The 13,856-nt window shown below is 54.3% G+C and carries 12 protein-coding genes; 6 read left to right on the plus strand and 6 right to left on the minus strand.

The annotated features are described in order from the left end of the window. Nucleotides 1-882 (minus strand): formate dehydrogenase accessory protein FdhE, encoded by an 882-nt coding sequence (locus N1030_RS16850; protein WP_265826721.1) that lies wholly within the window; start codon nucleotides 880-882, stop codon nucleotides 1-3. 325 nt (nucleotides 883-1,207) lie between these two features. Here N1030_RS16850 and N1030_RS16855 point away from each other — a divergent pair, with 325 nt between their 5' ends. Beyond that, entirely contained in the window at nucleotides 1,208-3,355 is a 2,148-nt protein-coding gene (locus N1030_RS16855; RefSeq protein ID WP_265826722.1) for an ATP-binding protein, read from the plus strand. Between the two features lie 168 nt (nucleotides 3,356-3,523). Here the strand turns inward: N1030_RS16855 and N1030_RS16860 are convergent, their stop codons facing one another. The 5 genes from N1030_RS16860 to N1030_RS16880 form a co-directional block, all read right to left on the minus strand. Continuing rightward, nucleotides 3,524-4,258, minus strand: coding sequence for an ABC transporter ATP-binding protein (locus N1030_RS16860; protein WP_265826724.1), 735 nt, complete (start codon nucleotides 4,256-4,258; stop codon nucleotides 3,524-3,526). Next, nucleotides 4,258-5,025 (minus strand): ABC transporter ATP-binding protein, encoded by a 768-nt coding sequence (locus N1030_RS16865; RefSeq protein WP_265826725.1) that lies wholly within the window; start codon nucleotides 5,023-5,025, stop codon nucleotides 4,258-4,260. Before N1030_RS16865 ends, N1030_RS16860 begins: the two co-directional genes overlap by 1 nt. Before the next feature lie 14 nt (nucleotides 5,026-5,039). Further along, complete coding sequence (locus N1030_RS16870; RefSeq protein WP_265826726.1) at nucleotides 5,040-6,116, minus strand: branched-chain amino acid ABC transporter permease; 1,077 nt, start codon at nucleotides 6,114-6,116, stop codon at nucleotides 5,040-5,042. Nucleotides 6,117-6,137: 21 nt separating this feature from the next. Then, nucleotides 6,138-7,055, minus strand: a complete 918-nt coding sequence (locus N1030_RS16875; protein ID WP_265829100.1) for a branched-chain amino acid ABC transporter permease — start codon at nucleotides 7,053-7,055, stop codon at nucleotides 6,138-6,140. A 129-nt stretch (nucleotides 7,056-7,184) separates the two neighbouring features. After that, entirely contained in the window at nucleotides 7,185-8,345 is a 1,161-nt protein-coding gene (locus N1030_RS16880; protein ID WP_265826727.1) for an ABC transporter substrate-binding protein, read from the minus strand. Between the two features lie 516 nt (nucleotides 8,346-8,861). Between N1030_RS16880 and N1030_RS16885 the strand changes: the two genes are divergently transcribed. The 5 genes from N1030_RS16885 to N1030_RS16905 all read left to right on the plus strand — a co-directional run bounded on the left by N1030_RS16885 (nucleotide 8,862) and on the right by N1030_RS16905 (nucleotide 13,834). Then, nucleotides 8,862-9,743, plus strand: coding sequence for a histidine racemase CntK family protein (locus tag N1030_RS16885; protein ID WP_265826728.1), 882 nt, complete (start codon nucleotides 8,862-8,864; stop codon nucleotides 9,741-9,743). Between the two features lie 161 nt (nucleotides 9,744-9,904). Then, on the plus strand, nucleotides 9,905-10,204 hold the full coding sequence (locus N1030_RS16890; protein WP_265826729.1) for a hypothetical protein: 300 nt from the start codon (nucleotides 9,905-9,907) through the stop codon (nucleotides 10,202-10,204). 128 nt (nucleotides 10,205-10,332) lie between these two features. After that, nucleotides 10,333-10,845 carry a chemotaxis protein CheW gene (locus N1030_RS16895; protein ID WP_265826730.1) on the plus strand — a complete coding sequence of 171 codons (513 nt, stop codon included), beginning with the start codon at nucleotides 10,333-10,335 and terminating at the stop codon, nucleotides 10,843-10,845. A gap of 175 nt (nucleotides 10,846-11,020) precedes the next feature. After that, the gene (locus N1030_RS16900) at nucleotides 11,021-13,474 is read left to right on the plus strand and encodes a sensor histidine kinase (protein ID WP_265826731.1); all 2,454 of its coding nucleotides are present in this window, start codon (nucleotides 11,021-11,023) and stop codon (nucleotides 13,472-13,474) included. Between the two features lie 3 nt (nucleotides 13,475-13,477). After that, a complete protein-coding gene (locus N1030_RS16905; protein ID WP_265826733.1) occupies nucleotides 13,478-13,834 on the plus strand; it encodes an ArsR/SmtB family transcription factor in 357 nt (118 codons plus the stop codon). Nucleotides 13,835-13,856: the final 22 nt, after the last annotated feature.

Here is a 13,856-nt window from a genome sequence, read left to right on the forward strand (position 1 = left end):
TCAGAATCCCCATGCGGAAAGCGTTGGGCGCGAAAGCCCCTGTTCGCGGGCCAGAATATCCAGCGCCAGCGACTCAAGATCGTCAAGGGCAGGGATGCTCACGGCATCGAGCGTCCTGAAATCTGCTGTTTTCATGTAACAGTTGCAGGTCCGGCACACATGCACCTCGAAGCCGGGTTCGCCTTCCGCTTTGAAATATTCAAGCTTTTCGTGGTCCTCTTCGCCGCAGAAGGCGCATTGCAGGCGCTTTGCACGATAGTCGGAACGGCAGAAGGAGCAGCTCAGGTGTTTGAAGCCTTCCTTCTCATGAAGTGAAGCGATGAGCGGCTGGGATCCGCAGTAGGGACAATGGCCGAAGGTCCATGGTTCGTCATTGTTATGATGCTCCCGCAGCTGTTCAGCTACGGCCTCAAGCGAGGGAGAGAGGCTGCCCTGCACCAGAAAACGGACCAGGCTCGGGGCATCGGGCAGTCTGGCTGCCCAGTCCGCGAAGAACAGATGGTCATCCTTCAAAAAGGCTTCGCATGCTTCTGAAAGATTGAAGCTTCTGTCTTCAAGGCCTTTGCGGATACTCCCTGCGGCTTCTGTCAGGCTCCCGCCGATTGCTTCCATGAGTGCCAGCAGCTTGCCAAAAAGGATGGCGGTCTGTTTTGCATCATAGACAAATAACTCGCGAGGCAGAAGCGGCACACCCTGAACGTGGGCGTCCGGCGGAGTGGGGAGGGCTGGGGCCTTAACGGAAACCTCGCTGCGGCTTGCAAGCTGCAAGGTGGCTGTGTCGGAAACGATGCGCAGCAATGCGGCGGGCAGAAACTCTTTTTTGCTCAATAGGGTGAGCTTGCGCTCAAGACGTTTCTGTTCCTTGTCCATGTCAAAGCTCATGTTATCTCCTCAAGTGCCGTTCTGTGAAAATGTCTGATGGAATGCTAGCAATCTCATGCGAAATGACAATACCTGAATTCATGCGTCAGGTTTAGCACAATTTCAGAGCAAAAACGCATGGGTATGGTTTTACTGTCTGAAATAGTTTGTCTTTAGTCTTGTCTATGCCGTAATGGTAAAGATTGGATGATAGTGGATTAGGGCTAACTATTGCGAACACAAAGAGATCACAGATGGCATATCTTCTGCTTACAGGCTTGCCTGAGGTGTTCGAAATGGCGTACAGTATGCTCTCAGGCATCTATGTCTATTATCTGGGGGATGTATGATTCAAGCAATGAGCAAACATGGAAGGGGGCATTCAAGCAGCGGTTTGTTTGCTGTCATGCTTACGCTACTGCTTGCAGTTGTAATTCTCGCAGGTGACAATGTATATCGTGTATACAAACGTGAACAGGATATAAGGGTTTCCCGGGCTCAGGAGCTCGTTAATAACCTGTTGGAACAGACCAACGCTTTTTATGAGCGTTATGACACAACTTTCAGGGCTCTTGCTCTGACTGTGCCGTTTTCACATCATCAAACTGAACCTGCCAATCATTTGGCTCGGCGACTCCTTGAGGCCAATCCCGAGCTGGTAAATGTAGCTGCCACGGATAAAACCGGAGTTTTCTTTGCCTCAGCCATTCCTTTCAAGCAATCGGGCGCTTCCATAAGTAACCTTGATTTTTTCAAGCGTATTGCCGCTGGTGCGCCCAAGGTTGTCATGAATCCTCATCTGGGCCCCCTCAGCAAGCATCTTGTTACTGGGATGATAGTTCCGTTGCATACGGAAGAAGGAGAGTTTAACGGGGTTATCGGGGCATCCATCCTTTTCAGCAGTCTGACAAAACAGTGGGACAGGTATATTGCCGGAAAAGATATCTCATTGTTGGTATGGGATCATGCGATGGTCATCAGGCATGGTTCCGATGACAAGAAAGGGTTGATCGGTGAGCCGCTTGCCGACGACACAACCCTGTCGGCAGTGTTGCCTCTTGATAAACGCCAGGCTCAGTCTGTGCTGTTTTCGGAATCCGGGAGGCGCTACCGGGCTGTCACAGGTTTTTCAGAGATCAGCAACCTGCAGTTCGCCGTTATACTTGAGCATGATATTCCTCTGATGCATGTGTTTGAAAAAACACCATATCTATGGGTTCTGCTGGCGACCATCGGCATGTTGGCAGTATCGTCGGTCGTGGTTTATGTGCGTGAGCGGGATTGGCAAGCCAATCTGCTGGTCAGTGAGCGTCAGTATCAGAATCTGCTTGACGCCATTCCGGCCACGCTTGTCGGCATCAATGCGGACGGAGTGGTCACTCATTGGAACCGGGCTGCAGAGGCGATGACCGGTGTCTCTGCTGTCCGTGCACTTGGAGCTGATGTGCGTTCTCTTATTCTTCGTCCCCAGATGGAACCATTACTGCAACAGGTCTTGAATAAGGAGGAAGTTGCCGAGTCTCTCAATGTAAAGGTGATGACGGAGGATGGCATAAGGTACGAAAATATTCGTTGTTATCCTGTTGTGGCGGGAAAGATGTTCGGTGCTTTGCTTCGAATTGATGATGTGACTGAACAGGTGCGTTTCAATGAAGTAATGATTCAGACGGAAAAGATGATGTCCGTGGGCGGGCTGGCTGCCGGCATGGCGCATGAAATCAACAACCCGCTTGGCATTATTATGCAGAGCACCCAGAATGTTTTTCGTCGGGTGTCATCTGAGATGAAGGCGAATCAACAGGTGGCTGAAGAGTTGGGCGTGGATCTCACGTCTGTGGGCCGTTATCTGGAAGCGCGTGGTGTCATGGGTTTCCTCCGGAACATTCGTGAGGCGACAGGGCGTGGTTCCAAGATCGTCAGCAACATGCTGCAATTCAGCCGCCAGAGCAGCGGGCAGAAGCAGCCTTGCGATATGAACCAGCTGCTTGATGGTGCATTGGCGTTGGCTCAGGGTGAATATAGCATGCGCAAGAAGTATGACTTTAAACGAGTTAGAATCATCAAGGACTATGCTGAAAACTTGCCTAAAGTCGAATGCGCCGCCACGGAAATTGAACAGGTTGTGCTCAATATTTTGAAGAATGCAGCGCAGGCCATGGCAGAGCATTGTGAGAAAGATTGCCAGCCAGAAATTGGCTTGCAGACTCGGTTGGTTGATGGGGATGTGCGAATTGATATATGGGATAATGGCCCCGGTATGGAGCAAAGTGTTCAAGACAATATCTTCAAACCATTTTTTTCCACTAAGCCCGTAGGAAGCGGAACAGGACTGGGGCTTTCGGTTTCACATTTCATCATAACACAAAACCATAAAGGGACGTTAGGTGTGGACTCCGAACTCGGAAAAGGATCTCGTTTCATCATACACCTGCCTCTGGTTGCTGAGAATAACCGGAGCGCAGCCAATGGTATCGGAGTACCTAACGAAGAGTAGTCTGCGGGGGATCGTAATGTCGTATTCTTTGAAGAATGATGGTTATGACATTCCGGAGTTTAACTATTATTAAAGGGCTAATCTTGGCGAATCAGTATGGGATTATGCCAATAAAAAGTCCCCGTCATATCAGGATGACGGGGACTTCTATTTGCAAGCTGTTGGAATCTAGCCGCCCAGATAGGCCTTTTTCACTTCGGGGTCGTTGACGAGTTCTTCGGCAGAACCGCTGGCCACGATTTCGCCGGTATCCAGCACATAGCCACGGTGCGCAAGGCTGAGTGCAACCTTTGCGTTCTGCTCAACCACCACGATGGTCAGGCCGTCTTCCTGATTGATCTGCTTCAGGGTACGGAACATTTCGTACATGAGCAGAGGGGCAAGTCCCATGGAAGGTTCGTCCAGCAGCAGCACATCGCATTTGGTCATCATGGCGCGGCCTACGGCCAGCATCTGCTGTTCGCCGCCGGAAAGGGATTCGCTGCGCTGGTTCTTGCGTTCCGCAAGGCGGGGGAAGAGGTCGAAGATGCGCGCAAGGTCGCGCTTAATCTCCGTGTCCGGATCGTTCTTGCGGGCATAGGTGGCCAGCGTCAGGTTTTCCATGACGGTCAGGTTGCCGAAGATGCGTCGACCTTCCGGCGCAAGCGCAAGATTCAGCTTGGCGACAACGTCATGGGGTTCCACGTTCAGGATGGATTGTCCCCTGAACTTGATGTCGCCGGACATCACGCGGGGAGCCTCGGGAGGAGGCAGACGCATGATGCTGTTCAGCGTGGTGGATTTGCCCGCACCGTTGGCACCGATGAGCGTAACGATCTCGCCTTCGTCCACATGGAAGGTCACGCCGTGCAGCGCCTCGATATTTCCATATTTTACGTATAAGTTTTCGATAGATAGCAGCATCAGATTGTATCGTCTCCAAGGTATGCCTTGATGACCACGGGATTCTCCTGAATCTCTTCCGGGGTACCGTCGGCGATGGTGGAACCGAAATCAATGACCTTGATGTGTTCACACAGGGACATGACCACCTTCATCTGGTGTTCAATCATCCAGATGGTGATGTCGAATTCATTGTGAATCCATCGAATCAGCTTGATCAGCCCCTCCACATCTGCGGAGTTGAGGCCTGCCGCAGGTTCGTCCAGCAACAGCAGTTTGGGTTTGATGGACATGGCGCGCGCAATTTCCACACGGCGCTGCATGCCGTAGGGCAGGTTCTTGGGGCGCTCATAGGCATATTCCTTCAGGCTCATCGCCTCGAGCATTTCCCAAGCCGTGCTGTCGATGGACGCTTCGCTTTTCCGGTACCGCTTGGTGCGCAGAAAGGCATCCCACACGTTGTACCCCATGCGGTAATGCTGGGAGATGCGGATGTTGTCCAGCACGGTCATGTCGTGCCAGAGCCGGATGTTCTGGAAGGTGCGTGCAATGCCCATGGAGGTCACCTGATGCGGCTTGAGGCCCGCAGTGGGCTTGCCGTTGAACATGATGGTGCCTTCCGTGGGCTGGTAGAAGCCTGAGGTCAGGTTGAACACGGTGGTCTTGCCTGCGCCGTTGGGGCCGATGAGGGCGAGCAGTTGTCCTTCCTCAATGCTGATATTGAAGTCGGAAACAGCCTGCAGGCCGCCGAAGCGCTGGGTCATGTTGCTTATTTCGAGAAGTGCCATGATCGTTCCCCTCCCTACCTGAAGCTGTAGAGTTTGCGCAGTTTCGGGAAGAGATCAGGCAGTTCCCTGTTGCCCAGAATGCCTTCGGGCCGGAACTGCATGAGGAAGAACAGGATAAGCGGGATGATAACCCATTTCCATACCTGCGAGATTTCATAGCTGTCCGGCAGGATGCCCATGGTGTGCATGAGGCTGTCGATCTCCGGAATGACAAAGCGCAGGGCTTCGATGAGCATGGTGAAGAGTACGGCGCTGAGCACGGAGCCGCTGAGCGAGCCCATGCCGCCGAGGTAGACCATGACCAAGCATTCCGTGGACTTCATGATGTTGAACGACTGCGGGTTAACGTAGCCGTAAACATGGGCGAACAAGCCGCCCGCAAGACCAGCGAGGCCGGAGGAGAGCATGAAGGCCGCGATTTTCATCTTGTTGGTATTAACGCTCATGATTTCCGCTGCCACTTCGTCCTGACTGATGGCGATGATGCCCTTGCCGTAGGTGGACGATACGAAGCGACGGATGATCCAGATGGAGAAGAGGGTGCCGATGATGATCCAGATCAGCATCCACGGGATGTCAGCCGTGTCGCCCATGGCGTTGATGACGCGTTTCATGCCCTGAAAACCGCGGGGGCCGCCGATCACGTCCATGTTCTCAATGGCAGAGATGATCATGTAGTTGGCCGCAATGGTGATGATGGCGAGATAGTCGCCGCGGGTCTTGAACGAGGGCAGGGCTACGATCAGGCCGGCAATGGCAGCTACTCCTGCACCGGCAAGGATGACGAAGGGAAAGCCCAGCCAGGCCAGGTCTGGCGGCAGCAGGGCGGGGCCGAACACCTTGTCCTTGGTGAACAGGGCCACAGAGAGAACAGAGGAGACATAGGCGCCTACGCACATGAATCCACCGTGTCCGCATGAGAATTCGCCCATGTAGCCGTTGATGATGTTCAGGCTGGAGGACAGAATGATGTTGATCCCCATGAACATGATGACCGTGAGGATGTACTGGTCAAGAAGGCTGTATTGCGCACTACCCACCAAGGCAAGGCAGGAGAGCAACAGCGCGATGGTGAACGTGTGTTTTTGCATCGGGAGTTCCTGTTTCCTGAGTTAGATCTTGGTGGTCTTGGCAATGCCGAACAGGCCCGTGGGCTTCATCCAGAGGATGACCAGCAGGATGCTGAAGGCAAAGAGGTCGCGGAAGGAAGACGGCAGCACCGAGGCAACGCCGATTTCGATAAAGGCGAGCAGGAAGCCGCCGATAAAGGCTCCGCGAATGTCGCCGATGCCGCCCACAACCGCTGCGATGAAGGCCTTCCAGCCGATGAGCGCCCCCATGTACGGTTCAAGGATAGGGTAGGACATGGCGAACAGCATGCCTGCAAGCCCCGCAAAGCCGGAACCGAGAATGAAGGTGAACACGATGACCGTGTTCAGCGGAATGCCCATGAGCGGAACTGCGAACTTGTCGAACGATACCGCGCGCATGGCCATGCCAAGCTTTGTCTTGGTCACGATCCAGTGCAGGAAAAGGAAAACGCCGATGGCTGCGAAAATAACCATCAGCTTGAGGTTCGTGATGGATGCCCCGCCGATGTTGAGAACAACAGTATCAACCATCTCGGGGAATTTTTTGCGGCTTGCTCCGAGCAGCGCGAGGTTGCCGTTTTCAAGGATGAGACCGCACATGAGTGCCGTGATGACAACGTACAGTCTGTGAGCACCTTTTTTGCGCAAGGGGCGGTAAGCCACGCGTTCAAGGGTAACCCCCACGCAGGCCGTCAGCAGCATGGTGAGCGGCACAGCCATGGCGACCAGCATCCAGCCGGAAGCGAAACCGCTCAGTTCGGCAATGAGCATGGAAGAGACGAAAAATGCGATATAGGCTCCGACCATGAAAATATCACCATGGGCGAAGTTGATAAGAAGCAGCACGCCATAAACCAGGGTATATCCAACAGCTATAAGGGCGTAGAAACTGCCCCACTGCAACGAGTTGATGACGTATTGCAGGAAGCCTTGTAGCAGCGTTTCCACAGGGAGGAGACCTCCTCAACAGCACATTCAGGAACTGTCGTTAAATGGTTGGTGTTGTTGTGGTGTGGTGCAAAAAAGGCGGCGGGGAAAACCCGCCGCCTTGAGTCGTTTAGCGGGTGGCTATTGCGGGCAGACTGATTCGGTGAATTCGAACTCACCCTTGGGGCTGATCTTTACGACAACGGCGCACTTGATGGGGTCGCCCTGTTCGTCAAAGCTCATGGTGCCGGTGATGCCTTCGAACTTCTGAATCTTGGACATGGCTTCGCGGATGGCCTTGCGTTCCTTGCGGACGTCGGACTCAACCTTACCTGCTTCCTGAATGGCCTGCAGCACCAGACGGGTTGCGTCCCAAGTCAGGGCAGCAACGTCGTCGGGGGTGTAGCCGTACTTGGCAGAGTAACGGTCGATGAATTCCTTGGTCTTGCCGGTTGCGCCGGCTGCTGCGTAGTGGGTGGAGAAGTACTGACCGGCGCAGTCGTCGCCGCACAGGGTCATCAGTTCAGCGGAACCCCAGGCGTCGGAACCCATGAAGGGGCCCTTGTAGCCGAGCTGACGGGCCTGCTTAATGATCAGGGCTACCTGATTGTAGTTGTCGGGAACAAAGATGAAATCGGGCTTGGCTGCCACGATGGTGGACAGCTGAGCGGAGAAGTCCTGGTCCTTGGTGCCGTGGGATTCGAAAGCAACCACGGAACCGGCGCCCTTCTTGCCTTCCCAGACCTGCTGGAAGATTTCGGCAAGGCCCTTGGAGTAGTCGTTGGAAACGTCATAAATGACAGCTGCGGTCTTTGCACCGAAAGTCTTTTCGGCAAAGTTGGCTACCACGGGACCCTGGAAGGGATCGAGGAAGGCAGCGCGGAATACCCAGGGACGGTCCAGGGTGGTGTCGGGGTTGGTGGACCAGGGGGTCACCATGGGGGTCTGGTTGTCGTCGCAGGTGCCGCCGGCGGGCACAGCCTGCTTGGAAGAGTTGGGGCCGACAATGGCTACGACCTGGTCGCGCTCAATGAGCTTGAGAGCAACGTTAACGGCAGATTCAGCCTTGGACTCGTTATCTTCATAGATGAAGTCCAGCATGTACTTCGTGCCGCCCACATCAAGGCCACCAGCGCCGTTGATGTCTTCCTTGAGCATTTCGGCGGCGAACTTGGAGGCTTCACCTACCTTCGGGATGTCACCGGTGAGCGGGATGTTGAAGCCGATCTTGATGGTGTCTGCTGCAATGGCCTGAGCAGCGAAAAGCAGCACTAACAGAGCCGTAAAGACGATTTTCCTCATGGATAGCCTCCTCAACATAATGATTTTGCCAAAAAAAGAATGGTTCCCAGTGCGATGTACAGTACCCGAAGCTGTGACTCTTGCAACCACTTTTTGCCTCGTTGACTATTTTGTCAAAACACTATAATTTCAGTAAGTTATGTATTTACAAATTTGTAACAAAAAAACTTCATATATTTCAACATAATATGAGTGTCTAAATGGTCTGCTGTGTTACAAAAAATGGGTTTGACTGTTTATTCAGTGTGTGATGATTTGTCTGAATTTATTGAGTTTTTACAATTTCGTGATGCAAAATAGTTGTTGACATACCTGTTTGGGGCGTTCTGTGGGTTTCATCACTGTTTGCCGTTACAATTGTGTTTGCCATCAGTATTTTTGAAAATACCGCAGATTTCTACATAGGCGCATTATAATATGATGGTGCGGCCATAAAATTGTCGGGTTGTGTGATCATTGCACCTTGGGCTACAACTCCCTCGCACCAAAGGAATCGCAAAAGGAGCGTTTGGGTAGATGAAGATAGCCTTTGCCAAGCTTAGTCCCGGAGGGAACACGACCATCCTTCTTGATATGCCGGCTCCGGAAGGCCCGGTGCGAGCCAAATTGGCCAATGAAGTCATGCATCCGCTGCATCTTGGCGGAGAACAGGTCGGCTATATGGATATGGATGGCGGCCCTCTCCCCAGTCTTGAGATGATGGGGGGAGAGTTCTGCGGCAACGCTGCGCGGTCATTTGCGGCGGTGCTGGTGATGCGGGGACATCCTTCAATTGTCCGGGACGAGACGGAGAACCGTTATTCCGGACACATCCGCGTATCCGGAGCCAACGGGCCGGTCCCTGTTTCGGTCTCGGCTCGCGAGGTTCCTGCGTCGTTTAGTGCTCATGAGGGGGCAATGCGCACAGCCTATGAGGCCTCTGTCCGGGTATTCGTACCGCACGAAGCCGCAGGCTTCCTGCATCGTGTCGAATCCGGCATGGATGTAGTTTCGCTTGAAGGCATTACCCATGTGCTGCTGGATGCAGTCCGGCATCCCATGTCTGCCGACTACAGCGAGCAATGTGCCCGTATCCGGGCAGTCTTGGGGCTGGAGCGGGCCGAGGCTGTTGGTTGCATCTGGTATACCCGTGAAGAATCCGGCTTGCGCATCGACCCTGTTGTCTGGGTGCGTGGGACGCAGTCCACCCACTATGAAACAGGCTGCGGCTCGGGTTCTGTCGCTTTGGGGCTGCTGGAAACCGTCCGCACGGGAACGGCGTTTTCCGGGCATGTGCTGCAGCCGAGTGGGCAGACCATATGCGCTTCCATTGAGTATTCTCCTGAAGGCGGCTTCAGGGGGGCATGGATTGGGGGTGAGGTCAGGCTTGTCGCAGAAGGGCAAACTCTGCTGGCCTGATACGGCAGTAGTCCCTGAGGGCGTGAACGAACGTGTTGCGCGGGGGCATGCCGGAAGGGCTTGTTGGCGGGGCTTGTCTCCCGGGCCTGATGGGAGTAATGTGCGCACGCGGTACTCAGGTACAGATACACTCATCATTAAACCGATCGGACTCTTTTTTCATGGAACTTACTCTTTTGGCTGACCTGTGGGATTATCTCGCAGTGGAAAAGCATCTCCCCGGCAAGCTGTCTCTCAAGGTTGATCTCGCGATCAGAAATCATCCCAAGGCAGCCGAATTGTCCAAAAGCGGTGTCTCCGGACTGGCAGCCATCCGCAAGACACGCATGAACATATTTACCCGTACGCTTGTTGTGGAGTACGATACAGCACTTTTGCCTTTTGATCGCCTTGACGCCCTGCTGCGCTGTACGGATATGGAGCAGATGCGTTCAATGGCAGAACAGATTTCCTTGGCCTGATGCGCATTGAACGCAGCTGTTAGAAAAAATATACTGTACAGCAGCCCCCATCGCCTTGTTATGGTCCCATAATGCAATTGATACGCTAAGCCATCCGGTGCCGGTAACTGGAACGTACAGGAGGAGCCATGGCCGAAAATAATCAGTATCTCACATTTTCCCTCGCGGAAGAGATATTTGCACTTGATATCAGCTCGGTGCGAGAAGTGCTTGAACTTGCTTCCATTACGCGCATCCCGCGCACTCCCAGCTATATGCGCGGGGTGATCAATCTGCGCGGCCATGCCGTCCCCGTTCTGGAGCTCCGACGCAAGTTCGGCATGCCTGCCATTGAAGACACGGTGAATACCTGCATCATTATTGTAGAGGTGCAGCTGGATGGCGACACCACGATCATCGGTACCTTGGTCGACTCCGTGCGCGAGGTCTTCGAAATGGGGCAGGACACCATTGAGGCTGCTCCCCGCATGGGCACGGCAATCAAGTCCGAATTCATCAAGGGAATGGGCAGGCAAGGCGAGAATTTCGTGATCATTCTGGACGTGAACAGAATTTTCTCCGCAGAAGAATTGGCCGAAGTCTCTTCTGTCGCGCCGGTTTCCGCGCCCGCCGAGTCGGCGGTGCAAACGGCCGCCTCATAGTCGGCACATTGATTGCGACTCCGCCCAGGCCGCTCCGGATTTGTTCCGGGGCGGCTTTTTTTGCGCATGGCTTGTTCGGATTGTATAAGTATGTCAAATTCTGACTGTAGTTACCTCAGCAATGGCGTACTCCACGCCTACTTCAATACAGGACATCAATCGGCCGGAACAAAGCATGTCTGACTTGCGGAATAGCCCCTCCCACGATCTCGTTCAGGAATTGGAACGATTGAAGCAGGAAAACGCCCGCCTCAGGGGGCGCAACGATGAGCTTGCGGGAACGCTGGCGTGTTTCTCGCAGCCGATTCCCGTGGTGCGTTCCATAGCAAACAACGTAAAAGACGCCATCATGGTCCTTGATGAGGAAGGGCGCATCATAACCGGCAATCCCCTTGCGGCATTCATGTTCGGCGAGGTTCAGGATACCTTTGGCGGACAGGTGATTCATGACCTGCTGGGCGCGGCTGATGCGGGCATGCAGGCCTTTACTGCCGCAGTGGAAGGCAATGGTTGCGTTATCACGGAGCAGCAGGGCTTGGGGCTGAAGGAATGGCGTTCCGCGCCGCTCGTCATAGATGGTAAAAGACTGATCCTGCTAGGCCAGCTTGATGTTGCCGACAGGTTCTCGCTCCGTCAGGGGAATTTGCAATTGCAAGCCTTGTTGGAAGAGAGGGGCGTTTCCCGGAGCATCGCCTTGCGGCAGATACTTGAGCGCCAACGGGCGGAAGAGATGTTTCGCAGGGAGCAGGGGGTCTTTCAGCTTATTCTGGATACCGATCCAAGTTATATTTCAGTCTATGATGCCGAGGGGCAGCCGCGTCTTGTAAACAGGGCCTTTTCTCATCTTTTCGGATTCAGGGAAGAGTTGCCGTTGGCAGAGCAGTTCCGGCAATCTGCGGCGGCACGGCAGTTTGCCTGCGACAGGACAGAGCGGGTGTGCCGCACGGGAACGACTGAGTACTACGAGTGCGAAGTTGAAGACGATATGGGTACCTTCCGGTGGTATGATGCGGTCATAACACCGTTGGAAACACCTTCAGGTGAGACGTTGGCTTTGAGTATTGCAACTGACGTCACCGAGCGGAAAGTCAGCCAGCTGGCATTGGAGCAGGCGCACAGCGAGCTGGAAGAGCGCGTCAAGGAGCGCACGGCTGCGCTTGCCGAGCTGAACGAGCGGCTCGTGCATGAGGCAATGGAGCGTCTCGAGGCGCAGCGTCGGATTGAGGAAAGCGAAGCCCGTTTCAAGAGTCTGTTCTTCACCAACCAGGCTATCAAGTTGCTCGTTGACCGTGAGAGTCTTGTCATCAGGGAAGCTAACAACGCGGCCCTGCAGTTTTATGGATATACGCGTGAGGAAATGATTGGTCTGCCGGTTACGGCGCTCACCATGAGTACCGAGGAGCTGATACGGGAGCGGCAGGGCGGGATGTCCCGTGAGGGGAGTGCGCATTTTGAAGCCCGCCACCGGCTCAAGAACGGTCGGTTCGTTGATGTGGAAGTGTATTCGGGCTCCATTGAAGGGGAAATGTTCAAGACCATTTTTGCCATCGTGCATGACATATCCGAACGCAAAAAGGCGGAGCGTCTGGTCATAGAACAGCGTAACCATCTTACCGCCCTGATGAACGCATTGGCCGATTCGGCAATGCTGCTGGACGTGGAAGGCACAATCATTACGCTGAATACTGCGGCGGCAACGGTGTTGGGTGGAACGGAAGAGGAGCTTGCGGGTGTGAGTTTGTTTGATAAGGTACTGCCCGTGAGCGAGAAGCATATGCGTGCAATAATGGAAAAGGTTCGGGAGACCGGCCAACCTCTGCGTCAGGAATACGCCTCCGGTGATTCTGTTTGGGACGTCACCTGCAACCCTGTTCTGGATATTATGGGCAACGTGGGCGGTCTGGCCCTGTACGGCAAGGATGTCTCTGCGCGCAAGAAAGCCGAGGAGAGAATGCGCTGGCTTTCCGCCCGTGTGCTTTCGGCGCAGGAAGAGGAGCGTAAGCGTATCGGGCGCGAACTGCATGACAGCACGGCGCAGATGCTCTCCGGCATCAAATTCATGATGGAGGCGGATCTTTCCATAATGGAACGTGCCAAGCTGCCGCATGACACGCGGGCCATCCGCAAGGTAGTTTCTCTGCTGCAGGGAGCAATTATTGAGTTGCGCCGTATCATCATGGACCTGCGCCCCACGGTGTTGGACGATCTGGGCTTGCTTTCCGCCCTGCGTTGGTTGCAGGATGAATTTTGTACCATGCATAGCGGGACAGGTTTCCGCCTCTTATTGGAAATGGACGAGGATCTGTTGAGCGAGGTGCAGAAATCCGTGCTGTTCCGCGTGGCTCAGGAAGCCATTGCCAATGCCGTCCGGCACAGCAGGGCAGACGCATTGAGCCTTTCACTTGTGCGTGAAGGGGATTATTGTTCGCTGGTCGTGTCTGATAACGGTGTCGGATTTGACCCGCGTGAACTCGTGGGGGCGGGGATCGGGCTCGACAGCATGCGCGAACGCCTTGAACTGGTGGAGGGGCAGTTGCACATCTCATCGGAAAAGGGCATTGGCACACAGGTGAAGGCATTGGTTCCCATCAGGAAACACGATGAGATGCGCGATCAGAACAGGGAGTGAATTTTGTCTGAATTGAATCCGGTCTGCCAGAGCTTCTGCGAGCATACCGACGCCATTGAAGATGTCCGTAAGGCCATGGCTGACGATGTTCACATCACCGCGCTTGCCGAGCTTTTCAAAATGCTCGGTGACGGAACCCGTGTACGTATGCTGCTGGCCCTTGCGCGGCGGGAGCTGTGCGTGTGCGACCTGACGGCCATTATCGGCATGTCCCAGTCTGCGGTGTCCCACCAGTTGCGCTATCTGCGCACCGCCAAACTTGTCCGGTACCGCAAGGAGGGCAAGAACGTCTTTTATTCCTTGGACGATGACCATGTTACCGGTCTGCTCATGCAGGGGCTTGAGCATATCCGCGAGTAAGACGGATAACAGGGGCTCAGAG

The sequence above is a fragment of the Desulfovibrio mangrovi genome (assembly GCF_026230175.1).
In the GTDB taxonomy this organism is placed as follows: domain Bacteria; phylum Desulfobacterota; class Desulfovibrionia; order Desulfovibrionales; family Desulfovibrionaceae; genus Halodesulfovibrio; species Halodesulfovibrio mangrovi.

Bases quoted from the DNA above. Each gene is read 5' to 3' on its own strand.
- N1030_RS16850 (WP_265826721.1), bottom strand. From the start codon at position 882: ATGAGCTTTGACATGGACAAGGAACAGAAACGTCTTGAGCGCAAGCTC.
- N1030_RS16855 (WP_265826722.1), top strand. From the start codon at position 1,208: ATGATTCAAGCAATGAGCAAACATGGAAGGGGGCATTCAAGCAGCGGT.
- N1030_RS16860 (WP_265826724.1), bottom strand. From the start codon at position 4,258: ATGCTGCTATCTATCGAAAACTTATACGTAAAATATGGAAATATCGAG.
- N1030_RS16865 (WP_265826725.1), bottom strand. From the start codon at position 5,025: ATGGCACTTCTCGAAATAAGCAACATGACCCAGCGCTTCGGCGGCCTG.
- N1030_RS16870 (WP_265826726.1), bottom strand. From the start codon at position 6,116: ATGCAAAAACACACGTTCACCATCGCGCTGTTGCTCTCCTGCCTTGCC.
- N1030_RS16880 (WP_265826727.1), bottom strand. From the start codon at position 8,345: ATGAGGAAAATCGTCTTTACGGCTCTGTTAGTGCTGCTTTTCGCTGCT.
- N1030_RS16885 (WP_265826728.1), top strand. From the start codon at position 8,862: ATGAAGATAGCCTTTGCCAAGCTTAGTCCCGGAGGGAACACGACCATC.
- N1030_RS16890 (WP_265826729.1), top strand. From the start codon at position 9,905: ATGGAACTTACTCTTTTGGCTGACCTGTGGGATTATCTCGCAGTGGAA.
- N1030_RS16895 (WP_265826730.1), top strand. From the start codon at position 10,333: ATGGCCGAAAATAATCAGTATCTCACATTTTCCCTCGCGGAAGAGATA.
- N1030_RS16900 (WP_265826731.1), top strand. From the start codon at position 11,021: ATGTCTGACTTGCGGAATAGCCCCTCCCACGATCTCGTTCAGGAATTG.